The following is a 21,032-nucleotide window of genomic DNA, read 5'->3' as shown; positions in this document are numbered from 1 at the left end:
TCCTGTGGTCGCGAGTTACTTGATGCCGGCGAGCAGCGGTTCCATCTGCTCGATGGCGTACGGGATGGACAGGACGGTGTTGAAGGAGAAGGCCGCGCCGACGTCGGGGTCCTGGTAGGGGACGAAGATGTCCTTCTTGCCCTGGACGACCTTGAGCTTCTGGTACAGCGGCTCGGCCTTGATCCGGTCGTCGTGCTCCTTGCCGGAGGTCACCCAGACCAGGCGGTCCACGTCGAGCAGGTCCACCTTCTCTGCGGAGAACTCGGCGACGTTCCAGCCCGGCTGCGCGAGCTTGTCGATGTTCGGGGAGAGCCTGAAGCCCAGGTCCGCGAAGAAGGCCGCCTTCGGGTCGTCCTTCGTGAACGCCGAGAACTTGCCCGGCTCGAAGCTGTCGGCCACGGCGATGGTCAGGTTCGCCCACTCCGGGTGCTTCTTGCGGACGGCCTCGAACTTGGCCTTGATGCCGGCGACCAGCTCGGTGGCCTTGGCCTGCCTGCCGAGCGCCTTGCCGGTCTGCTCGGTCATCACCGGCCACGGGGCCAGGTAGTCCTCGTGGCCCTTGGGCTGGGCCACCACGGGAGCGATCTTCGAGAGGGTCTCGTACTGCTCCTTCTTCATGCCCGAGTACTGCGCGATGATCAGGTCGGGCTTGAGGGCGGCGATCTTCTCGGTGGTGTAGTCGTCGCGCTCGCCGACGACCTGCGGCAGGCTGGAGCCCCAGAGCGCCTTGGTCCACGGCCACTTGCCGTAGGGCTTCTCCTTGAACCAGTCCACAGAGCCGACCGGCCTGACCCCGAGGGCCAGCACGGCGTCCTGGTCGGACAGGCCGAGGGTGACGACCTTCTTCGGCTCGGCCTTGACGGTGGTCGAGCCGTACTTGTGGTCCACGGTCACCGGGAACGAGCCAGCACCCGCCGGCGAGGGCGAGCCATCGGCCGGGGACTTGGCGTCGCCGCCGCAGGCGGCCACGGTGGCGGCCAGGCCCAGCGCCGCGAGGACGCCTGCCAGCCGCCGGGCGAGCCCGGGAGCGGCGGGGCGGGAGGGGTGAGACATCGTGGGTTCTTTCCTTTCACATGTGCCCGGGACCGGGCTGCGTGACAGCGGGCGCGAGGTACGCGCCAGCGGCCCGGCCGGGGTCAGCCAGCCGGGTGGTCAGGGGATTCTCAGGAACCGACGGCGGTCGGCACGGCCAGCCCGGCGTGCGCGGCCCCGGCCTCCGTTCCGGCCTCGCGGCGGGCGCGGATGGAGTCGAGCATCTCGCCGACCCGCACGGCGGTGGCCGACAGCAGGGAGGAGGTGATGCCGTGGCTGTGCTCGGTGCCGCCCTGGAGGTAGATGCCGCACTCCAGCTCGGGGGTGGTGCGGACCCGGTAGTCCCGGTCCACCTGCGGCCGGCCCTGCTCGTCGCGCAGGCACAGCCCGGCCAGGTCCCCGAGCAGCGCGAGCCCGTCGGCCTCGTGGTAGCCGGTGGCGTACACGACGACATCGGCGTCGAGGGCCGTGCGGTCGCCGGTGATCAGCGACTCGATGACCACGCCGGCCCGGTCGGCGAAGGGCTCGGCGGCGACCAGCCGGGAGGCGTTGTTCAGGAACAGCCTGCGGTGCCCGAGGACCTTCTCCTGGTACTCGCGGTGGTAGAGGTCGTCGATCAGGTCGAGGTCCACGACGGAGTAGTTGGTGCTGCCGTGGTAGTCCATCAGCTTGCGCTTGACCTGCTCGGGAGCGGCGTAGAAGTCGTCGACGGCCGCCGGGTCGAAGATCCGGTTCGCGAAGGCGCTGTCGTCGGCCGGGCTGTACCCGTACCGGGAGAAGACCGCGTGCACCTCGGCCTGCGGGAAGGTCCGGTGCAGGTAGGCGGCCGACTCGGCGGCGCTCTGCCCGGCGCCCACGACCACGAACCGCTGGGGCTGCGCACCCTCGCCCAGCGCCCGTACCCGGTGCAGCAGGGAACTGGTGTGCCAGATCCGCTCACCCTCGGTGACACCCTCGGGCAGCCGGGCCCGCAGGCCGGTACCCAGCACGACGTTGCGGGTACGCAGAACGCGCTCCCCGGCCGCGTCGCTGGCGTGGACGTCGAGGGCGGTGATCCGGCCGCCGGCCGAGCGGACCGGGCGGACGCAGGTCACGTCGGTGCCGTAGCTGACCTGGGCGGAGACCTGCTCGGCGGCCCAGGCGAAGTAGTCGTGGAACTCGACGCGTAACGGGAAGAGGCTCTTGTGGTTGATGAAGTCGACCAGGCGGCCCTTGCTCTGGAGGTAGCAGAGGAAGCTGAACTCACTGGACGGGTTTCGCAGCGTGACCAGGTCCTTGAGGAAAGAGACCTGCATCGTGGCGTCGTCGATCAGCATCCCCCGATGCCAGCCGAACTGCGCCTGGCGCTCGAGGAAGTGGCCAATGACCGTCTCATCCGGCTCGGCGTGGGCGTTGTGCTCCGTCAGGGCGACGGCCAGTGCCAGATTGGACGGTCCGAAACCAGCACCGACCAGATCGAACATCATCTCACCCCGGTGTGACTGCGTGGCCGCGAACCCTGCGCGGGGTGCAAGCATGAGAATTCTCCTCGTGAGATATCGCAACCAGCCCGTTATTTTGGTTAACCTAACCTAAGTTGAACAGCCCGCTCAAGGCCTGCCCGGGTGATTTATTTAGGCTAGCCTTGCCTTACTCTTTGCCCTAGAGTGCTGGCGACCGCCAGGCTGAGGGCAACGGGAGGAAACACATGCGGGTTGTCTTCTTTGGGTACCAGACGTGGGGACACCGCACGTTGAAGTCCTTACTGGACTCCAGTCACGAGGTCGTGCTGGTCGTGACCCACCCTCCGGGCAAGGGTGCCTACGAGCGGATCTGGAGCGACTCCGTCGAGGAACTGGCGAGGGAGCACGGCGTCCCGGTGCTGCTGCGCAACCGGCCGGACGACGAGGAGCTGTACGAGGCGCTCACGGCAGCGGACGCCGACGTGATCGTCGCGACGAACTGGCGAACCTGGATTCCGCCGCGAGTGTTCAACGCCCCCCGCAAGGGCACGCTGAACGTCCACGACTCGCTGCTGCCCGCGTACGCCGGGTTCGCGCCGCTGCTCTGGGCTTTGATCAACGGCGAGAAGGAGGTGGGGGTGACCGCGCACATGATGGACGACACCCTCGACGCCGGCCCGATCGTGCTCCAGCACCGGGTCACGGTGGAGGACACCGACACCACCACGGACCTCTTCCACAAGACCCTGGCACTGTTCGGCCCGATCACAGTGGAGGGCCTCGACCTGATCGAGGCCGGCAAGGCCGAGCTGACCCCGCAGGACCGCAGCCAGGCCAGCTTCTTCCACAAGCGCTCCGAAGAGGACATCCGGATCGACTGGACCTGGCAGGCCGAGGAGCTGGAACGGCTGGTCCGCGCCCAGTCCGAGCCGTACCCGCAGGCGTTCTGCTACCACGGCTCCGAGCGGCTGGAGATCCTCGCAGCTGCCGTGTCGGCCGAGCGGTACGGCGGCACGCCCGGGCGGATCTTCTACCGCGAGGGCGACGGGGTGGCCATCGTTGCCGGAGCCGGCGCCCGCCGGGGCCGTAACCACGCCCTGCTGATCCGCCGGGTCCGCACGTCCGCCGGCCGGGAACTGGCCGCCAGCGAGTACTTCACCCGGATGGGCGGCTACCTCACCAGCCACCCGGTCCACCCGGCCTGAGATGGGCAGGGAGTCCCGGGGCTGGGACGGCACCGTACTGCGGATCATGGGCGCGCCGGACTACCAGCTCACCGTCACGGCCCGCACCGAGGTGAACCCGCACTACCTGCGGCTGCGGATGCGGGGCTGGCCGCTGCTCGCCGAGCACGGCCAGCACCCGACGATGTGGATCAGGCTGTGGTTCTTCAACGGGAAGCGGATGCACCAGCGGGCCTACACCGTGGTCGCACCCGACCCGGAAGCCGGAACCTTCGACCTGGAGTTCGCCATGCACGACGGGGCTGCAGCGAACTGGGCACGCGCAGCCCAGCCCGGCGACACCATCACGGCGACGGTGATGGGCTCGAAGTTCGCGGTGCCCGACCCGGCGCCGGCCGGATACCTGATCGTCGGGGACACCGCGTCCCTGCCGGCGGTCAACAGCCTGCTGGCGGCGATCGGTGACGTCCCGGCGAGGGTGTGGCTGGAATGGCAGCACGACACCGACCCGCGGCTACCTGTGCACGCGACGCCCGGTACCGAGGTGACCTGGATCCGGCGGGAGGACGCCGGCCGCGCGCTCGTCAGCCAGCTCGCCCAGTCGGCTTTCGACGCCACGGGGTACTACGCCTGGGTGGCCTGCGACATGCGCACCACCCGGGCGGTGGCCAGGCTGCTGCGTGAGCAGTTCCATGTCGACCGCAAGGCGATCAGGTCAACGGCCTACTGGGTGGCCTGACGCCCTGACGGGAGAGGGCCGGACGGTTCCCATCGTCCGGCCCTCCGCGCGTGAAGCGGCTACTGCAACCGGGGATGGCTGGCGAACCGCTTGTAGAGGTCCTGCTCGCGCAGGTCGGCCTGGCCGGAGTCCGTGTAGCGGATCCGCAGGCCGGGGAAGGGCTCGAAGCCGGGCGAGTCGAAGATCATGTAGGCCTTGAGCTTCGGGAACCGGTTGTTCTCCATCGCCGTGTACGCCTGCTGGTAGTACGAGCGCGCCTCGGCGGCGGTGGAGTGCGTGATGCCCCACTCGACGATGCCCCACGGCTTCGAGGTGAGCTTGCGGGCCGGCGTCGTGTGCTTCTCCAGGATCTTCTGGAACCTGTCCACGTTGGCCTCGAAGCTCGGGTTCCAGCTCGCGCCGTACGCGTTGAACATGATCCAGTCGACGTACTGGTCGCCCGGGTAGAGGTGCGGCACCAGGCAGTCCCAGGTGGGGTAGTTCATGTAGTCCATGACCCAGACCACATTGGACACACCCTTGGCGTCGAACCGCTTGCGGACGTTGGCCCACATCTGCCGGTACTCCGCTGGCGTCCCGCCGCTCGCCCCGGCCTTCGTCTTGCACCCGGCCTGGTACGTGACGTCGTTCTCCGGCTCGTGGTGCAGCGTGAGGAAGATCTTCTTGGTACCGAGCTTCTTGATGTTCTCGGCCGCCTGGTCGATCCGGGCGTTGACCGTCGCGTTCCCGCCGCCGGCGTCGCGCCACCTGTCGGCGGCCTTCCAGTTCTGGAACAGGTACGTGTCCGGCCGCTGGGCGAGGTAGCGCACGTTCGCGTCGGTCAGCGGCAGGCTGCCGCCGGGGGAGTAGGTGTGCGGCAGGTCGATCTTCCGGCCGATCCGCTGCTCGTGGTACTCGATCTGGGCTCGCTCGTTGCCCGCCACGTCCGGGTAGCCGGTGGCCCGCGCGCCCAGCCAGGGGCGGCACGGGTTGACCAGCAGCCGGTCGGGGGTGCAGTCGGCGGGGGCGGCGGCGGCCACGGCCGGACCGGCGGTGACGGCCGCGAGAGCCATCACTGTCAGTCCCAGCACGAGGCGGGCGCCGATGCGTAAGGAGGGGCGCATCGCAGTTCCTTTTTCGTGTTTTCCTGGGGATGAGTGCAGCTAGCGAGGGGTAAGACTGCGAACCGTACCGATATCCGCAGGCCAGCGGCCAGCCCGGAATCACGCACAACTCATCACTGTGAGTAGTCATTGGGCGGAGAGTTGTTATGCACTCTCTCTCCGTGTTCACACCCGTGTCACCGCAGCTCAGAGCGGACTCCGGCCGGTTGCTCAGCTCTCGCTGTGATCTGCCCCACGGATCCCGCCGATCACCTCGGGCATTTTTCGCGTACCACGCAAAGCGAGGGCGTGGCCCGTCCATGACGAGCCACGCCCTCGGTCGTGCGATGTGAGCGGCTAGTGCCGGATGATCAGCCGGGCGACCCGGCCACCGGTACCGGCGACCCAGCATTGCTGCCCGCCGGCGCAGGACACCGCGTCGAAGCCCTCGGTGCTGATCTGCCGCCACGTCGCCCCGCCGTCGGTGGTGACGTCGGCGCCCAGCGGGCCCACCGCCACAGCCGTGCGGCCGTAGGCCTGGATCCAGGCGACGCTCGACCGGAACGAGGCCGGCGCGCTGGCGTGTTCCGGAGCCCACGTCGCCCCGCCGTCCGCCGACAGGCCGAGCAGCTCGCCCGGCTTGTCGAGGGTACGGAAGTCGCCGCCGATCGCGATGCCCTCGCCGCCAGCCCGGAACGCCACCGCCGACAGCCCGGCCGTGACCGAGCTGCGGACCGGGGTGTCCGCCACCGTCCACGTGCGACCGTGGTCGGTGGAGTGGTACACCCTGGCCTTGTCCGCGCCGGCCGTGCCGAACCAGTACTCGCCGTTCAGGGCCGTGACGCAGCCGCCACTGGCGGCCAGGCCCGACTCCTGGAACATCGCCTCGGGCATGCCGGCCGGGTTGGCGATCTGCCAGCTCCGTCCGCCGTCGGTGGTGGTGATGATCCGGAACCGGCCGTCGACCGGGTCGGACATGCCGACGCCGTTCCACCGGTCGCTGAAGGCGAAGCAGTTGTAGTACTCGCGGGCGTCGGCGCTGCGGAACGTCTCCGTCCACGTGGCACCGGCGTCGTCCGTCCGGTAGATCCGGCCGCCGCCGTCACCCTGCCCGCCGATCGACATCACGACGGCCGACTTCGCGTCGAACGCCTCGATGTCGCGGAACTGGAGGCCCTCGGCCCCCGGCGGGCTGACATTGCGCCACGTGTGCCCGTTGTCCACGGTACGCAGGACGGTGCCCTGCATCCCGGAAGCCCAGGCGATGTGGTGGTTGACGGCCGAGACGCTGCGCAGCCGGACATCGACGCCCGTCGGGTGCGCTTCGAACTCGTACGTCCTGTGTGGTGCAGCCAGTGCGGGACCGGCCCCCGCCATGACCAGGGCGGTGGCCGCCCCGAGCACAACGATCTTCTTGATTGGCATAGCCGGGAAACGTAGCCACCACAGTGGACTCGCACCAGACCCTTGCTTGCCTTTCGCAATGAGTATGACCCGGTCGGGCAGGGTCGGTCCGCTATCTGCAACCGAAAAGCGCCGGGCTGCACGCCGAACGGCCATTCCGCCGGCTGACCCGCGAGCCAGCCGATCGGCCATGCGGAAACAGCGCGATGCCGGGCCCAGCCAGCCGAAAACACGGCAATGCCCTGCTCAGGCTGCCGAAACAGCGTATTGCCCTCCGGTGACAAGGAATCTGGCGCTCGCCACCGGGGGCATGGGTTGAATGTAGGCCCCGGCCGGCCGCCCTGCGTGCGAAACCGGCCGGTAGGGGACTGGAGTGACAGGACAGCGGGATGGGACCTGTGTGACCAGGGTCAGCAGGCGCCGCCCGGCGCGCACACCCCGTCCGGCTCGCCGCTGACCGTGATGAGCGCGGGGCGGGACTGCTCCCACGCCTGAACGAGTGCTGCCAGGATGGTCTCGACCGGCTGCGCCCCGGCGATGCCGAGCCGCCGGTCGATCACGACGAACGGGACGCCGGTCGCGCCGAGCTCATGCGCCTCGCGGGAGTCCGCCTCGACCTGGGCCGCGTACCGGCGGGAGGTCAGCGCCTCGCGCACCCCGGCCTCGTCCAGCCCCCACTCCACGCCCAGCGCGACCAGCGGCTCCAGGTCGAAGACGGGCCGGGCCTGGCCGAAGTAGGCCTCGAACATGCCCTGCCAGGCGCGCTCGTGCATGCCCTGCTCGCTGGCGTAGGCCATCAGCTCGTGGGCCAGTGAGGTGTTGCCGACGATGTTGTCGAGCACGTGGTACGGCTGGAGTCCCTCGGCGTCGGCCATCGCCTCGATGTGCGCGGTGACCTGGTCGATCTGGCGGTCGGGCATGCCCTTGGCGTTCAGCATCTCGCGGACCGGCCTGGTGCGCCCGGCCGGTGCCGACGGGTCGAGCTGGAACGACCGGTGCACGACCTCCACCTGGTCGCGGTGCGGGAAGCGGCCGAGCGCCTCACGCAGCCGGCTCGCGCCGAGCCCGCACCACGGGCAGATCACGTCGGCCCAGATCTCGACCTTCATCACGTACTCCTCACAGCTGGCTGTCCACGTGTGGCCAACCAGCCGGGACCGGCACTGATTCCGGTTTGTGACGCGAGCCCTAGCCGCCGACGTGGATACCGGGCCGCCGGGCCGGGTCCGGCTCTGCCTTACGGATGATCTCCCGCACGACGGGCGGCGTGTCACCCCGGCCGAGCAGCAGGTACCGCATGAGGTGCCCGATCGGGCTCCCCTCCGACCACTCGAAGTGGGCGTGCGGCTTGACCCCGGTGGCGTCGCGCAGCCCGAGCAGGATCGCGGCGATCGCGTTCGGGGCCGCCGGGCTGCCGGCCCGCAGGATCCGGTGCCCGGCGACGTGGACGCCGCGTACCTTGAGCACGCCGCTGAACGCCGAGGGGTCCACGACGTCGATCTCCAGGAACAGGACGTCGGCCTTGCCCGGTACCGGGTTCATGCCCCGCTGGGTGGCTTCCTTGTCCTGGTACTCCTCGGCGTCTCCGTCCTGCCGCCGGTTCGCGATGATCGTCAGCGCTCCGTCGTGGGCGATCGAGTCCGCGACGAACTTCCGGGCGGTGTTGTCGAACTCGATCCGCTCCGCGCGCAGCTCCGTGGTCCGCGACACGCGCGAGATCAGCGACACCACGACGATGCCCGCGATGAACAGCGCCGAGATCGCGATGCCGTCCGGCTTCTTGATGATGTTCTCGACGAGCGCGTACAGCAGGACGGCGGTCAGCACGGCGAAACCGGCCGTCGCGAGCCGCTGCTTGCGGCGGAGGGCTGAGATCAGCACGGCCGCCGCGCCGGAGACCATCATGGCCAGGATGCCCGTGGCGTACGCGCCGGCCTGGGCGTTCACGTCGGCGTTGAAAGCGATCGTGATGACCACGCTGATCACGGTGTAGACGATCACGGTCGGGCGGACGGCGCGGGTCCACTCCGGGGCCATGCCGTACGAGGGCAGGTACCTGGGCACGATGTTGATCAGGCCCGCCATCGCCGAGGCCCCGGCGAACCAGAGGATCAGGACGCTGGAGATGTCGTAGACGGTCCCGAATGCCTCGCCCAGGTACTCGTGCGCCAGGTACGCCAGCGCCCGCCCGTTGGCCTTCCCGCCCGGCTGGAACTTGTCCTCCGGGATCAGGACGGTGGTGACGAAGCTGGTCGCGACCAGGTACACGGACATGATCAGTGCCGCGGTGGTCAGCAGCTTCCTGGTGTTGCGGATCCGGGAGCCGAGCCGCCGCGCCGGGCTCTTCCCGGAAGCCTTGACCAGCGGCATCATGCTCACGCCGGTCTCGAAGCCCGACAGCCCGAGTACGAGCATCGGGAAGGCCAGGATCGCCGGCCCGGCCACGTCGCCGATGCCGTCGCGGCCCGAGGTCAGCGCCTTGGTCCACGCCGACAGGGCCTCCGGCCGGTTGATCACCTCGACCACGCCGGCCACCACGATCACGGCGTTGAGCGCGAGGAACACGCCGACGAGCGGGATGGCCACGCCGACGGCCTCGGAGAAGCCGAGCAGGAACACGCCGCCGAGGATCAGGAGCAGGACGATCGTGATCGCCAGCTGGTGACCGTGCAGGAAGCCGGGCAGGTTCGGGTTCTCGGCCATGTGGACGGAGGCGTCGGCCGCCGACAGGGTGATGGTCACGATCCACGAGGTCGCGACGAAGCCGAGCAGCGCGAGGACGAAGAGCTTGCCCCGCCAGAACGGCAGCAGGTGCTCCAGCATCGCCACGGAACCCTGGCCGTGGGGGGACTCCTTCGCGACCCGCCGGTACATCGGCAGCATGCCCAGCAGGGTCAGCGCGACGATCAGCAGCGTGGCGAGCGGGGACAGCGCCCCGGCGGCCAGCGCGGCGATGGCCGGGAGGTACGACAGAGTGGAGAAGTAGTCGACACCGGTCAGGCACATGACCTTCCACCAGGCCTGGGGCTTGGCGTGGTCCTCGCCGGCCTCGGGGCCGGCCGGCTGCACCCGGTGCTGGAGCAGCCACTGTGCGAGCCGCCCGGCTGGCAGGGCGCTCGCCGCCGGTGTGTCGACGTATGCCGGAACCGCCGAGCCGGAGCTCTTCCCCATCAGTGTGTCCCTACCCCGCGTGTGCGCTGCCCTGAGCCGGGCGGCCAGCAGCCGCCCGCGCCGGGGAAAGCTACTCTCCGCGCGCCCCTCACACAACTGCCCAATGCGGACAGCGCCGGGGCCCGGAAGGCCACCAGCGCCGTGGATCAGGCCTAAACGAACATTTGGGACTGGGCGATGTGGCGCAGCACACGGCCGTCACACGCCTGGACGGCCGTGTGCCGCGCGGTTCGGCGGGTCTCGTCAGCCCCGCAGCTCGAGGGTGCAGCACTTCACGCTGCCACCGGCCTTCAGCAACTCGGTCAGGTCCAGGCCGATCGGGTTGAAGCCCCGGGCCCGCAGCGCTGCCGCGAAGTCGGTGGCCGCCTCCGGCAGGATCACGTTGTACCCGTCGGAGGCCGCGTTCAGCCCGAACACCTGCGCGTCGTGGTCGGTCGCGATGATCGCGTCGGGGAACAGGCGCCGCAGCACGGCCTGGCTCCCGGCGGAGAAGGCAGCCGGGTAGTAGGCGATCGTCTCTCCGTCGAGGACGGTGAGGGCGGTGTCGAGGTGGTACCAGCGCGGGTCGACCAGGGTCAGGCTGACCACCGGCCGGCCGAAGACCTCCTGCGTCTCGGCGTGCGAGCGGATGTCGGTACGGAAGCCGGTGCCAGCCAGCAGCCAGCGCCCGGCGAGCAGGTAGTCTCCCTCGCCCTCGTTGACGTACTCGGCGTCGCGCACCTCGAAGCCTGCCCCGGCGAGCCAGGCCCGGTAGGCCGGCTCCTCGCCGGTCCGCTCGGTGTTGCGGAACTTCGCGACGATCGCCCTGCCGTCGATCACCGTCCCGCCGTTGGCCGCGAAGACCATGTCCGGCAGGCCCTCGACGGGCTCGACCAGCTCGACGGTGTGCCCGAGGCCCAGGTACGTCTCCTTGAGCTGTTCCCACTGCGCGACGGCGAGCGCCGTGTCGACCGGCTTGTCCGGGTCGGCCCAGGGGTCCATCCAGGGGTTGATCGAGTACACGACGTCGAAGTGCGTGGGGCGGCACATCAGGTACCGGCGGGCACTGGGGGAGGGCATGCGCGAACTCCATTGGTCGGGCGGATTGGCGGGCCGGGAGACCGGCCCCCGGGGAGGTTACAGGTCTCCGGCCGCGAGCGGCAGGGCCCGGGGCCCGGGCTTTTTCCGTGGTCAGGCGCGCATTGCATCGCTAATCGCAGCCGTGCATCGGTACTCGGGCGCGGCCGGTTCGCCGCCCCAGAAGTAAAGCAAGGCTACCCTAACAAATCAAGCCGGCCCCGGCGGCCGGCCGAGGGGCGTTATCGTGTGTCCATGCTGGATCTGCGTACTTTGCCCAAGGCGCACCTGCACCTCCACCTGACCGGCTCGATGCGGCCGCCGACGCTCGCGGAGCTGGCCGCCCGGTACGGCGTGCCGGTGCCGCCGCCACTGGCCGGGGCCGGGCACACGTGGGCTGACTTCCAGGGCCGGTACGACGCGGCGCGGGCCGTGCTGCGGACAGCGGAGGACATCGCCCGCGTGGTGCGCGAGGCCGCTGAGGACGACGCTGCCGACGGCGCGGGCTGGCTGGAGATCCAGGTCGACCCGACCTCCTGCGCGCCCCGCCTCGGCTCCCTCGAAGCCGTGCTGGACGCCGTGCTCGCCGGGGCGGCCGAAGCTCCGATCCCCGTCGGCGTGATCGTGGCCGCGAGCTGGGCCTCCGGCGCTGACCACGCCGAGAGGCTGGCGCGACTGGCCGGGTCGGCGGCGGGTGTCGTCGGCTTCGGGCTCTCCAACGACGAGCGGCTCGGCCGGCCGGCGGACTTCGCCAGGGCCTGCCGGATCGCCGCCGAGGCCGGCCTGCGGATCGTCCCGCACGCCGGCTTCTACGAGCCCGCGTCCCACGTCCGCGACTGCGTCGAGCTGCTGGGCGCGCACCGGGTCGGCCACGCGGTCACGGCCGCGGGCAGCCCGGAAACGCTCCAGCTGCTCGGCGACCGGTCGGTGGCGGTCGAGCTGTGCCCTTCCTCGTACCCGCCGCTCGGCGTCGTCCCCGGCCTGGCCGCCATCCGGCTCCGCGAGCTGATGGCCGCCGGCGTACCGGTCGCGCTCGGCTCCGACGACCCGCTGCTGTTCGGGGTGGGCCTCGCGGGGCAGTACGAGATCGCCCGCAGTCACCTGGGCCTGTCGGACGCCGAGCTGGCCGGGCTGGCACGGCAGTCCATTGTGTACTCAGCCGCGCCCCTGGCTGTCCGGCAGAAGTTGCTCGATACGCCGGCACATCGAGTGTGGTAGATATCGGCCATGAGACGCTTCTTCCTCGCCGCCCTCGCGGCGTTCTCCTTGGCTCCGTTCCTCGCAGCCCCGGCGGCCCAGGCCGCGCCCGTCTGGTCGTACGTCTGGATCGAGAGCCTGCTCAGCGGGCACTGTGTCGCCGTGCAGGACGCCGTGCCCGGCAGCCAGCCGGTGAAGGTCACGCCCTGCGCTGACGCCAACTACCAGCTCTGGGACGTGCTGCTGGTCAGCTCCGGCAAGTACACCGTCAGGAACACCGGCAGTGGCCTCTGCCTGGCCGCGCAGGGCGGGGCGCTCGGCTCGCCGATCGTCCAGGTCGCGTGCGGCGCTGGCAGTGCCCAGCTCTGGTACCTCTCGGGCTCCGGCAACCACTTCTCGATCCGCAACGTCTCCACCGGCCGGTGCATGAACGCGCAGTCCGGGCCCAATGGCTCGCCGGTGCTCCAGGCGAACTGCCCGGGGGTGACCAACCCGAACTACGCGCTGCTGTTCTAGCCATCGATCGAACATGTGTACGGTAGGCTGGCCGGGTGAGCAGCTACGCCTACCAGCCTTCCCTCCTGGATCTGGCCGAGCCGGGCCCGGCTCTCGGGCCGCTGGCCGGCCGGGTCCGGCACGAGCTGGCCGGCGGCGCGTGGGTGGACGTGCTGCCCGGCTGGGTGCGTGGCTCCGGCGAGGTCCTGGAGGTGCTGCTGGGTGACATCGGCTGGCGCGCCGAGCGCCGGAAGATGTATGACAGCGAGGTCGACGTGCCGCGCCTCCTGCGGTGGTATGGCGCAGGAGCCGGCCTCCCGCACCCGATCCTCACCGCCGCCCGTGAGGAGCTGTCCGCGTTCTACGCCGAGGAGCTGGGCGAGCCCTTCCTCACCGCCGGCCTCTGCCTGTACCGGGACGGCCGGGACAGCGTCGCCTGGCACGGCGACCGGCACGGCCGGGGCTCCACCCAGGACACGATGGTCGCGATCGTCTCCTTCGGCGACGTCCGGCCGCTCGTGCTCCGGCCTACTGGCGGCGGCCAGGCCATCCGCTTCCCCTCCGGCCCCGGCGACCTGGTCGTCATGGGCGGCTCCTGCCAGCGGACGTGGGAGCACGCCATCCCGAAGACCGCCCGGCCGTGCGGGCCGCGGGTCAGCGTCCAGTTCCGTCCGCGCGGCGTTTCCTGAGCGTTCAGAAGGCATTCGCTCACCGGTGAACGAGTGAGCGGGAGAATCGCCGTTACAGTGACTATCCACACAGGACAGTCACGCTATGGTTTCGGTACGCATAGTCCATGCCGAATAGCCACCAGCAGAATCACCGTCAAAGCCAGCGGCGCGAATTCTGGCGTCAATGCGCCGTCCTCCGTGACCCACTCGTCGGAGTGGCCCGCCGGTATGTCGCGCCGTCCGACGCCGAGGACGTCGTGCACGACGCGCTGATCCGCGCCGCCGAGTACGAACGGATCGACCTGCACCGGCTGAGACCCTTCCTGCACGCGGTGATCCGGCGGCTCAGCATCGACAGGGCGCGCCGCCGCGCCGTGGCGGCCCGGGCCGCCAGCCATCCCGTACTCCAGCCGCTGACCAGCGCCGACCCAGCCGAACGGGTATGTGAGGCCGGGGAGGCCGCCTGGCTGGTCGGCCGGCTCGGCCAGCTCCCGCCAGCCGAGCGGACCCTGGTGCACCTCGCGGCGCGCGGCTGCACGCCAGCCGACGCCGCGCACCTGGCCGGGCTGAGCCACCACGGCGTACGCCGGACCATGCTCCGCATTCGCAGGCGAGTAACGTCATGGCGACTGTCTATGTAGGACAGTTAATAGTAGCGAGATACGCAGCGGCACCTCATACTTTCGGTCAGAATGCGTAACTGAGGGCCGCGCGGCAGCGTATTCCACAGTGGGCGCGCGAAACCCGCCCGTCCGCACAACAGAGGAGAACGAGAATGGCAAAGCTGTCCATGAAGCTCGGCCTTGCTGCCGCCACCCTGGCCGCGTTCGCCGGTGCCGTCGCTGTCCCGGCCACCGCCAGCGCGGCCAAGCCCGCCCCGCTCTACGACCTGGTCCTCATCGTCGGTGAGGGCGAGACCGCCACCGAGACCACGCTGACCTGCTCGCCGAGCGGCGGCACCCACGCCGACCCGCAGGGCGCCTGTCACGACCTGCTCTCGGTGAACGGCGACTGGGAGCAGCTCAAGCTGATCAACGACAACCCGGGCACCATGTGCCCGATGGTCTACGAGCCGGTGAAGGTCGCCGTGGTGGGCACCTACGCCGGCGTTGGCCGGATCGCGTACCAGGGTGAGGTGGGCAACGCCTGCCAGTTCGCCACCTCCTACGGCCGCGTCTTCTAGACCGTTTGGACCCGGTGAGAGCGAATCTGGACTGCGCGTCGCGGCTTCCCGCGTACAACACCGGTACGAGGGAAGCCGCGACGCTTGCCAGATTCGCTCTCACCGGGCCACTTCGCGTTAGATCAAGATCAAGGGCTGAAAGTCAAAAGCTAAGAGCCTCTGGGTGTACTGGCGGGGCGGGAATGTCTGGGTCGCGTTGTAGGTTGACCGTTGACGTTCCGCCGGCGGTGAGGGGGCATGATGCGGCTATTGGTCCTGGGTCCCGTCACTCTCAGTACTGAAGATGTCGCGTTGGAGCCGAGCTCCGACAAGGACAGGGTGCTGCTGGCCGAGCTGTTCGCGCACAGTGGACGGCCCGTGCCGGCGAGTCATCTGGCCGAGGCGCTGTGGCCGGGGCGGCAGCCGGCCCAGCCTGCGAACGCCGTGCAGGTCAGGGCTTCCCGGTTGCGGGGGCTGCTCCGGAAGGTCGGCGCTGATCACACGCTGGTGACCAGGCCCGCCGGGTACGAACTGTCCGGGCTGGACTCCGATGCGGCCGCCTTTGAGTTGTTGCTCCAGCGGGCCAAGCACGCTGAGGATGCGGGAGTTGCTGCCGGGCATCTGCGCGAGGCGCTGGCGTTGTGGCGGGGGACGCCGTTCGCGGGGATCGGCGACGTGCCCTGTGTGGAGCACGAGACGCGCCGGTTGGAGGAGCTCCGGCTGGGCGCGATGGAAGACCTGGCGGAGGCCGAGCTGGAGCTGGGCGAGCACCGCCGGCTGTCCGCAGAGCTGGGCGCTGTCGCCGAGGCTCACCCGCTCCGCGAGCGGCTGTGGTCGGCGCTGATGCTGGCGCTGCACCGGTCGGGCAGGCGGGCAGAAGCCCTCGCCGCCTACCGGAAGATCCGCGACCTTCTGGTGACCGAGCTGGGCATCGAGCCCGGCGCGAGCCTGACAGACCTCCACCAGCGCATCCTCGCCGGAGCGCCGGAGCTGGACGGGGGAGCGGCGGCCGAGGCGGGCAGGCTCGTGCACGTGCCCCGGCAGCTCCCGCTGGATCCGGCCACCTTCACCGGCCGGGACGTCGAGCTTGCCGAGTTGCTGACGCACTTCGCCGAGTACCGGGGCGCCGTGCCGATCGCCGTACTGGACGGGCCTGCCGGAGTGGGAAAGTCGGCGCTGGCTGTGCGGGCTGCCCACCGGCTGGCCGGGCGGTACCCGGACGGGCAGATCTTCCTCCGGCTGCGCGGCGCGATGCCCGGCCTGACCCCGATGGCCAGCGGCGAGGTGGCCGGGCAGGCGCTGCGGGCCCTGGGCGTGCACCCGAGCGAGGTGCCGGGTGACCCTGAGGAGGCCGGAGCGCAGTTCCGAAGCCGGGTGGCCGGACGCCGGCTCCTGATGGTCCTCGACGACGTGGCCAGCCCCGCGCAGATCCGGCACATCCTGCCCGCCGAGCCCGGCTGTGGCGTACTGGTCACCAGCCGGGGACGGGTGTCCACTCTGGACGATGCGCGGCACCTGCGCCTCGGCGTGCTGGACAGCAGGCAGGCGTGGAAGCTGCTGGCCAGGCTGGCCGGCGAGGCCCGGCTCGCGGCGGAACAGGTGCCGGCCGCCGAGGTCATCGAGGCCTGCGGCGGGCTGCCGCTGGCGCTGCGGATCGCGGGTGCGCGGCTGGCCGCCCGCCCGTACTGGCCGGTGGCCGGGCTGGCGGGCCTGCTGGCCGACGAGCGGCACCGGCTGGACGAGCTGCGGGCCGGTGACCTGGAGGTCCGGTGCAGCTTCGAGGTCGGGTACGCCCAGCTCAGCGGCCGGGCGGCTGAGGCGTTCCGGGTGCTGGGGCTCGTGCCGGGGCCTGACCTGCCGGCCGGGGCTGCCGGGGCGCTGCTCGGTACGGACGACGTGACGGCCACGGGGCTGCTCAGCGAGCTGGCCGACGCGCAGCTGGCTGACTGCCCGCGCGGCCGGTACCGGGCGCACGACCTGCTCCGGCTCTACGCGCGGGAGCTGGCCGGGCTGCACGAGCCGCCGGGGCGGCCGGAGCAGGTGCGGGCGCGGCTGCTGGGCTGGTACACGTCGGCGCTCAGCGCGGCGCGGCTGGTCCTCTCGCCGCCCAGGCCCCGGGACGCCCAGCGGGAACTGCCGTCAGGCGTGGCCTTCGCCGGGCCACCGGCCGCGCTCGCCTGGCTCGACCAGGAGCGCACGAACCTGCTCGCCCTCCTGCACGCCTCCGCCGTGAGCCCGGGGCCGGAACTGCCCATGTTCGTCGAGGAGCTGATGTGGGCGCTCCACTACCGGCGGTACCTGAACGACCTGCTGGCAGCCGGCGACGTCGGCCTGGTGACGGCCCGCCAGCTCGGCTCCCGGCGCGGGGAGGCAGCGGTGCTCGGCTCGCTGGCCGGCGGGTACTGGTCGCTGAGCCGCAACGCCGAAGCCGCCAGGTACCTGGAGCGGGCAGCGGCGATCTGGCGCGAGGTCGGCGACCGGGCCCAGCTCGCCCGGACCTGCGCCAACCTCGCCCTCATCCACGACCTGCTCGGCCGCCACGAGGAGGCCGAGGCCGGGGTACGGGAGGCCATCGCGGTGTACGCGGCGCTCGGCGACCATCGCGGGCAGGGCATCGCGTGGTGCAACCTCGGCGAGTCGTACCGCAAGCAGGGCCGCGTGCGCGAGGCCTTCGGCTGCTACCTCCGCTCGATCGAGCACAACGACCTGGCCGGCCACCGGCTCGGCTCTGCGGTCTCGCTCAGCAACTCGGCCATCGTGCACCTCGCGGACGGCGACGTGACGGCTGCACTGTCCGCCGTGGAGAGAAGCCTGCCGGTGCACCGCGAGTTCGGCGACCGCGAAGGCGAGGCCGAGTGCCTGATCACGATGAGTGAGGCGCTGAGCAGGCGAGGCCGCCACCGCCAGGCCCTGGCCACAGCCCGCGAGGGCCTGGCGATCTGCGACGCCATCGGCTGGCTCCCCGGCCGCGGACGAGCCCGCACCCTCCTGTCCACCCTGGAGAGCCAGGCCCGGTCAGTCGCCGCCTAGTTCGGCGAGCAGCCTGTTGCGTGCGGCGAGATCCCCTGCTGCGGCGTACTCCTGCGCCCTGGTCCTGGCCGCGAGGAGCCTTGACTTGCACGGCCACGGGGTCTGACGGCCCCATTCCAGGCAGCCGAAGCACCAGCCGCGACGCCCGGGGATCCTGTGATGCAGAACCAGTACGTCCTGCGCGGTCAGCGTGGCGCGGATGAAGCTCTCCCAGGATGCCTGGGTCTCAGCGCTGAGCATCGGATGTCCCTCTCTGCCGTGTAGGGCAAAAGCACTGACAGTGAGCCTGCCGGAGTACAGTGGACATTCGTCAGGTTGCCTGTGTTGCCCCCTGCGACGGGCAACGGTGGGGACGGTGGGCGGTGTCCTCGTTCGGTGAGACGGTCCGGCGGATCATGCTGGAGCGCGGTGTTTCACAGAACCGGCTGGCCGGGCTCGCCCGGTTCGACAAGGGCTATCTGTCGAAGGTGATCAACGGCCGGAAGGTGCCCACTGAGGCTGTGGCACGGGCGTGCGACGCGGCACTCGGCGCCGACGGGGAGATCATCGCCGCGATGCACCTGGACACAGCTGCTGCCCGCGAGGCGCGGCCGTGGCAGACAGCGGACCTGATCGAGCAGGTACACGCGTCAGAGATCTCCGTCCGGACCCTGGAACAGGTGGAGACAGCCGTCTTCGAACTGTGCTGCGAGTATCCGCATGCGGAAGCCGCCGAGCTGCGGCGGGAGGCACACCGGTGGCTGGGTCGCCTGGCGGAAGCGCTGCGCCGTCCGCTCGGCCTGCGCCAGCGTCAGGTCCTGCTCACCCATGCTGGCCAGCTCGCGCTGCTGGCGAGCTGCCTTGAGTACGACCTGGGGCTGCGGGTGGCGGCCGAGGCGACCCGCACGGCGGCCCGGCAGCTCGCGCACGAGTCGGGTAACGGCGAGCTGCTGGCGTGGGCGCACGAGATGGGAGCCTGGTTCGCGCTGACGCAGGGCCGGTACGCCGATGTGCTGGCCGAAGCCGAGGCTGGGGTCCTCGCGGGGCTGAACAGCTCGGTCGCCGTGCAGCTCCTCGCGCAACGGGCCAAGGCCCTGGCCAGGATGGGGGATACCACGGCCGTCCGGTCCACGCTGGAGGAAGGCGCGCAACGGCTGGGCGCGCTGCCTCCACCGGCCCGCCCCGAACATCACTTCCACGTCGACCCGGGCAAGTGGGACTTCTACGCGATGGATGCCTACCGGCTGGCCGGTGACGACACCCGGGCGTCCCGGCATGCCACCGAGGTGCTGCGCACGTCGGCCGGGCCGGGCGGCGTCGAACGATCGCCGATGCGGGCCGCCGAGGCCCGGCTCACGCTCGGCGTGGTGGCCGCGCGGGCCGGGGACCTGGAACGCGCGGTACACCACGGGGTGGCCGCGCTGGAGGGTGAACGCCGATCGCTGCCGAGCCTGGTGATGGTCGCGAGCGAGCTGGAGTCCGTTCTCCACGCCAGGTACCCGGGGGAGCAGTCCACCCAGGACTTCAGTACCCGGCTGCGGGAGGTCGTCCGGGCCTGAACATGCTTGGGCATGACAACTGTCATGGTGAGGTCGTGACGGCTGGCCCGGGTGGCCGGGGTGGCTGACCGGCAGAGTTCTGGGCATGACGAAGACGATCGCAGCGCAGGCCGTGGCCGGGGCCGCGCTGAGCCTGAGCGGGCTGCACAAGCGCTACGGCGAAATTCGCGCCGTGGACGGCGTCGACCTCACGATCGCGCCCGGCGAGGTGGTCGCGCTGCTCGGCCCGAACGGGGCCGGGAAGTCCACCACTGTGGACATCATGCTGGGCCTGAGCCGGCCGGACTCCGGTGAGGTCGCCATCTTCGGGAAGGCGCCCCGGGAGGCCGTCCTCAGCGGGTCGGTCGGGGCCATGCTCCAGAAGGACAACCTGCGGGCCGACGTGACGGTCGGCGAGACACTGGCCATCGTCGCCGCACTGCACGGCAGGCCCGAGCGGGCGGCCGAGACGATGCGGCAGGCCGGGATCGACGGCATCGCCGGGCAGAAGTGCGGCAAGCTGTCGGGCGGGCAGAAGCAGCGGGTGCGGTTCGCGATCGCGCTGGTGTCCGAGCCGGACTTCCTCGTCCTCGACGAGCCGACCGTCGCGATGGACGTCGAGATCCGGCGGCAGTTCTGGCAGTCGATGCGGGAGTACACGTCGCGGGGCCGGACGGTGCTGTTCGCGACGCACTACCTCGCGGAGGCCGAGGAGTTCGCTGACCGGGTCGTCATGCTCCGGGCGGGCCGGGTGATCGCTGACGGCACCGTCGCGCAGGTCCGGTCCGCGGTGTCCGGGCGCACGCTGCGCGCTGTGGTACCCGGGGCCTCGGCCGATCAGCTCGCCGGGCTGCCCTCGGTGACCGGCCTGGAACTGCGGGACGGGCGGGCGGTGCTGAGCTGCGCCGACTCCGACCGGACCCTGCGCGCGCTGCTCGCGGCCTTCCCCGCAGCCCACGACATCGAGATCGCCGCCGTGAACCTGGAAGACGCGTTCCTGGCGCTCACTTCGGAGGAGAACCTGTGAACATCCGTTACCTGCTGCTGGAAGCCCGGATCACGCTGCGCAACATCCGGTTCAGCGTCTTCACGATCGTGATGCCAGCCGTCCTCTTCCTGATCTACTGCGGGCTGTGGGCCGGCAAGGGCGCGGCGTACCCGGACGGCACGCCGGTCACCGCCTCGCTGATGGTGAGCATGGCCGGGTACGGCGCGATGGGCGCGGCGATGTCGACCGGCGCGCAGATCGCCTTCGAGCGCGGGATCGGCTGGCAGCGGCAGCTGCGGCTGACTCCGCTGTCCGGGATCGGGTACATGCTGGCCAAGGGTGCCCTGGCGATGCTGATGGCCCTGCCGTGCATCGTCATCGTGTCGATCCTCGGCGTCATCCGGGGCGTCGAGCTGGACGCCGGGCAGTGGCTGACCGCGACGGGCGGGCTGTGGCTGGCCGTAACCCCGTTCGCGGTGCTCGGCATCATGATCGGGATGTTCGCCTCCCCCGACAGCCTCCAGCCGATCATCAGCGGTTCGATGATGGCGCTGGGCCTGCTGGGCGGGATGTGGATCCCGGCGGCGGTGGCTCCGGAGTGGATGCGGAACATCATGAAGGTCACGCCGACGTACTGGCTCCAGGAGGTCGGCCGCTCCGCCTTCGCCCCGAAGGCGACCCTGGGCGTGGCCCTCGCGGTACTGGGCGGGTACGCGCTGCTCACCGGCCTGCTGGCCGCCCGGCGGTACGTGACGGACGCGGTCAGGGTGTGACGAGGAAACCAGGCGGGAGCCCCGGCCACCTGGCCGGGGCCAAGAGGTCCTAACTCGATGACTGGTGCCGCCAGCACCACCGCCATCGA

19 protein-coding genes are annotated in these 21,032 nt (G+C 70.7%); 11 read left to right on the top strand and 8 right to left on the bottom strand.

Annotated features, from left to right (window positions below; genetic code table 11):
* Positions 1-15: 15 nt before the first annotated feature.
* Together A3G1_RS0106620 and A3G1_RS0106615 are read right to left on the bottom strand one after the other, a co-directional pair.
* Positions 16-1,053, bottom strand: a complete 1,038-nt coding sequence (locus A3G1_RS0106620) for an iron-siderophore ABC transporter substrate-binding protein (protein ID WP_018348685.1) — start codon at positions 1,051-1,053, stop codon at positions 16-18.
* 110 nt (positions 1,054-1,163) lie between these two features.
* Complete coding sequence (locus A3G1_RS0106615) at positions 1,164-2,549, bottom strand: lysine N(6)-hydroxylase/L-ornithine N(5)-oxygenase family protein (protein WP_018348684.1); 1,386 nt, start codon at positions 2,547-2,549, stop codon at positions 1,164-1,166.
* Between the two features lie 170 nt (positions 2,550-2,719).
* On the opposite strand from A3G1_RS0106615, the gene A3G1_RS0106610 reads away from it, so the two are divergent.
* Entirely contained in the window at positions 2,720-3,679 is a 960-nt protein-coding gene (locus tag A3G1_RS0106610) for a methionyl-tRNA formyltransferase (protein ID WP_026211861.1), read from the top strand.
* A gap of 1 nt (position 3,680) precedes the next feature.
* Positions 3,681-4,397: a siderophore-interacting protein gene (locus tag A3G1_RS0106605; RefSeq protein ID WP_018348682.1), complete on the top strand. Its 717-nt coding sequence runs from the start codon at positions 3,681-3,683 to the stop codon at positions 4,395-4,397.
* A gap of 59 nt (positions 4,398-4,456) precedes the next feature.
* Here the strand turns inward: A3G1_RS0106605 and A3G1_RS0106600 are convergent, their stop codons facing one another.
* The 5 genes from A3G1_RS0106600 to ddaH form a co-directional block, all read right to left on the bottom strand.
* Positions 4,457-5,500 (bottom strand): glycosyl hydrolase, encoded by a 1,044-nt coding sequence (locus A3G1_RS0106600; RefSeq protein ID WP_018348681.1) that lies wholly within the window; start codon positions 5,498-5,500, stop codon positions 4,457-4,459.
* Between the two features lie 336 nt (positions 5,501-5,836).
* Positions 5,837-6,904, bottom strand: a complete 1,068-nt coding sequence (locus A3G1_RS0106595; RefSeq protein ID WP_018348680.1) for a WD40/YVTN/BNR-like repeat-containing protein — start codon at positions 6,902-6,904, stop codon at positions 5,837-5,839.
* Between the two features lie 389 nt (positions 6,905-7,293).
* Entirely contained in the window at positions 7,294-7,992 is a 699-nt protein-coding gene (locus tag A3G1_RS0106590; protein ID WP_018348679.1) for a DsbA family oxidoreductase, read from the bottom strand.
* A gap of 79 nt (positions 7,993-8,071) precedes the next feature.
* Positions 8,072-10,054, bottom strand: a complete 1,983-nt coding sequence (locus A3G1_RS0106585) for an APC family permease (RefSeq protein ID WP_018348678.1) — start codon at positions 10,052-10,054, stop codon at positions 8,072-8,074.
* Between the two features lie 243 nt (positions 10,055-10,297).
* Positions 10,298-11,113 carry a dimethylargininase gene (gene ddaH, locus A3G1_RS0106580; RefSeq protein WP_018348677.1) on the bottom strand — a complete coding sequence of 272 codons (816 nt, stop codon included), beginning with the start codon at positions 11,111-11,113 and terminating at the stop codon, positions 10,298-10,300.
* A gap of 252 nt (positions 11,114-11,365) precedes the next feature.
* Here ddaH and add point away from each other — a divergent pair, with 252 nt between their 5' ends.
* From add to A3G1_RS33540, 6 genes are all read left to right on the top strand, one after another.
* Positions 11,366-12,328 carry an adenosine deaminase gene (add, locus tag A3G1_RS0106575; RefSeq protein ID WP_157640953.1) on the top strand — a complete coding sequence of 321 codons (963 nt, stop codon included), beginning with the start codon at positions 11,366-11,368 and terminating at the stop codon, positions 12,326-12,328.
* Between the two features lie 9 nt (positions 12,329-12,337).
* Positions 12,338-12,823 carry an RICIN domain-containing protein gene (locus tag A3G1_RS0106570; protein WP_018348675.1) on the top strand — a complete coding sequence of 162 codons (486 nt, stop codon included), beginning with the start codon at positions 12,338-12,340 and terminating at the stop codon, positions 12,821-12,823.
* Positions 12,824-12,858: 35 nt separating this feature from the next.
* The gene (locus A3G1_RS0106565) at positions 12,859-13,491 is read left to right on the top strand and encodes an alpha-ketoglutarate-dependent dioxygenase AlkB (RefSeq protein WP_018348674.1); all 633 of its coding nucleotides are present in this window, start codon (positions 12,859-12,861) and stop codon (positions 13,489-13,491) included.
* A 107-nt stretch (positions 13,492-13,598) separates the two neighbouring features.
* Entirely contained in the window at positions 13,599-14,114 is a 516-nt protein-coding gene (locus A3G1_RS33555) for an RNA polymerase sigma factor (protein ID WP_083936782.1), read from the top strand.
* Between the two features lie 134 nt (positions 14,115-14,248).
* Entirely contained in the window at positions 14,249-14,656 is a 408-nt protein-coding gene (locus A3G1_RS38235; protein ID WP_018348672.1) for an SSI family serine proteinase inhibitor, read from the top strand.
* Between the two features lie 291 nt (positions 14,657-14,947).
* Positions 14,948-17,665, top strand: coding sequence for an AfsR/SARP family transcriptional regulator (locus tag A3G1_RS33540; protein WP_018348671.1), 2,718 nt, complete (start codon positions 14,948-14,950; stop codon positions 17,663-17,665).
* Here A3G1_RS33540 and A3G1_RS0106540 read toward each other — a convergent pair.
* Positions 17,651-17,905 carry a hypothetical protein gene (locus A3G1_RS0106540; RefSeq protein ID WP_018348670.1) on the bottom strand — a complete coding sequence of 85 codons (255 nt, stop codon included), beginning with the start codon at positions 17,903-17,905 and terminating at the stop codon, positions 17,651-17,653. The genes A3G1_RS33540 and A3G1_RS0106540 overlap by 15 nt on opposite strands.
* A 122-nt stretch (positions 17,906-18,027) precedes the next feature.
* Between A3G1_RS0106540 and A3G1_RS0106535 the strand changes: the two genes are divergently transcribed.
* The 3 genes from A3G1_RS0106535 to A3G1_RS0106525 all read left to right on the top strand — a co-directional run bounded on the left by A3G1_RS0106535 (position 18,028) and on the right by A3G1_RS0106525 (position 20,943).
* The gene (locus tag A3G1_RS0106535; RefSeq protein WP_018348669.1) at positions 18,028-19,203 is read left to right on the top strand and encodes a helix-turn-helix domain-containing protein; all 1,176 of its coding nucleotides are present in this window, start codon (positions 18,028-18,030) and stop codon (positions 19,201-19,203) included.
* Positions 19,204-19,288: 85 nt separating this feature from the next.
* Entirely contained in the window at positions 19,289-20,209 is a 921-nt protein-coding gene (locus tag A3G1_RS0106530) for an ABC transporter ATP-binding protein (protein ID WP_018348668.1), read from the top strand.
* Positions 20,206-20,943 (top strand): ABC transporter permease, encoded by a 738-nt coding sequence (locus A3G1_RS0106525; RefSeq protein ID WP_018348667.1) that lies wholly within the window; start codon positions 20,206-20,208, stop codon positions 20,941-20,943. The genes A3G1_RS0106530 and A3G1_RS0106525 overlap by 4 nt, the downstream gene beginning before the upstream one ends.
* Positions 20,944-21,032: the final 89 nt, after the last annotated feature.

Source organism: Longispora albida DSM 44784 (assembly GCF_000379825.1).
Taxonomy (GTDB): domain Bacteria; phylum Actinomycetota; class Actinomycetes; order Mycobacteriales; family Micromonosporaceae; genus Longispora; species Longispora albida.
The sequence above is the reverse complement of the archived record's forward strand: the minus strand, read 5'-3'. Positions and strand labels throughout refer to the sequence as shown.

Bases quoted from the DNA above. Each gene is read 5' to 3' on its own strand.
- A3G1_RS0106620 (WP_018348685.1), bottom strand. From the start codon at position 1,053: ATGTCTCACCCCTCCCGCCCCGCCGCTCCCGGGCTCGCCCGGCGGCTG.
- A3G1_RS0106615 (WP_018348684.1), bottom strand. From the start codon at position 2,549: ATGCTTGCACCCCGCGCAGGGTTCGCGGCCACGCAGTCACACCGGGGT.
- A3G1_RS0106570 (WP_018348675.1), top strand. From the start codon at position 12,338: ATGAGACGCTTCTTCCTCGCCGCCCTCGCGGCGTTCTCCTTGGCTCCG.
- A3G1_RS0106595 (WP_018348680.1), bottom strand. From the start codon at position 6,904: ATGCCAATCAAGAAGATCGTTGTGCTCGGGGCGGCCACCGCCCTGGTC.
- A3G1_RS0106530 (WP_018348668.1), top strand. From the start codon at position 19,289: ATGACGAAGACGATCGCAGCGCAGGCCGTGGCCGGGGCCGCGCTGAGC.
- A3G1_RS0106585 (WP_018348678.1), bottom strand. From the start codon at position 10,054: ATGGGGAAGAGCTCCGGCTCGGCGGTTCCGGCATACGTCGACACACCG.
- add (WP_157640953.1), top strand. From the start codon at position 11,366: ATGCTGGATCTGCGTACTTTGCCCAAGGCGCACCTGCACCTCCACCTG.
- A3G1_RS0106600 (WP_018348681.1), bottom strand. From the start codon at position 5,500: ATGCGCCCCTCCTTACGCATCGGCGCCCGCCTCGTGCTGGGACTGACA.
- A3G1_RS0106610 (WP_026211861.1), top strand. From the start codon at position 2,720: ATGCGGGTTGTCTTCTTTGGGTACCAGACGTGGGGACACCGCACGTTG.
- ddaH (WP_018348677.1), bottom strand. From the start codon at position 11,113: ATGCCCTCCCCCAGTGCCCGCCGGTACCTGATGTGCCGCCCCACGCAC.
- A3G1_RS0106590 (WP_018348679.1), bottom strand. From the start codon at position 7,992: ATGAAGGTCGAGATCTGGGCCGACGTGATCTGCCCGTGGTGCGGGCTC.
- A3G1_RS0106540 (WP_018348670.1), bottom strand. From the start codon at position 17,905: ATGCTCAGCGCTGAGACCCAGGCATCCTGGGAGAGCTTCATCCGCGCC.
- A3G1_RS33555 (WP_083936782.1), top strand. From the start codon at position 13,599: ATGCCGAATAGCCACCAGCAGAATCACCGTCAAAGCCAGCGGCGCGAA.
- A3G1_RS0106605 (WP_018348682.1), top strand. From the start codon at position 3,681: ATGGGCAGGGAGTCCCGGGGCTGGGACGGCACCGTACTGCGGATCATG.
- A3G1_RS38235 (WP_018348672.1), top strand. From the start codon at position 14,249: ATGGCAAAGCTGTCCATGAAGCTCGGCCTTGCTGCCGCCACCCTGGCC.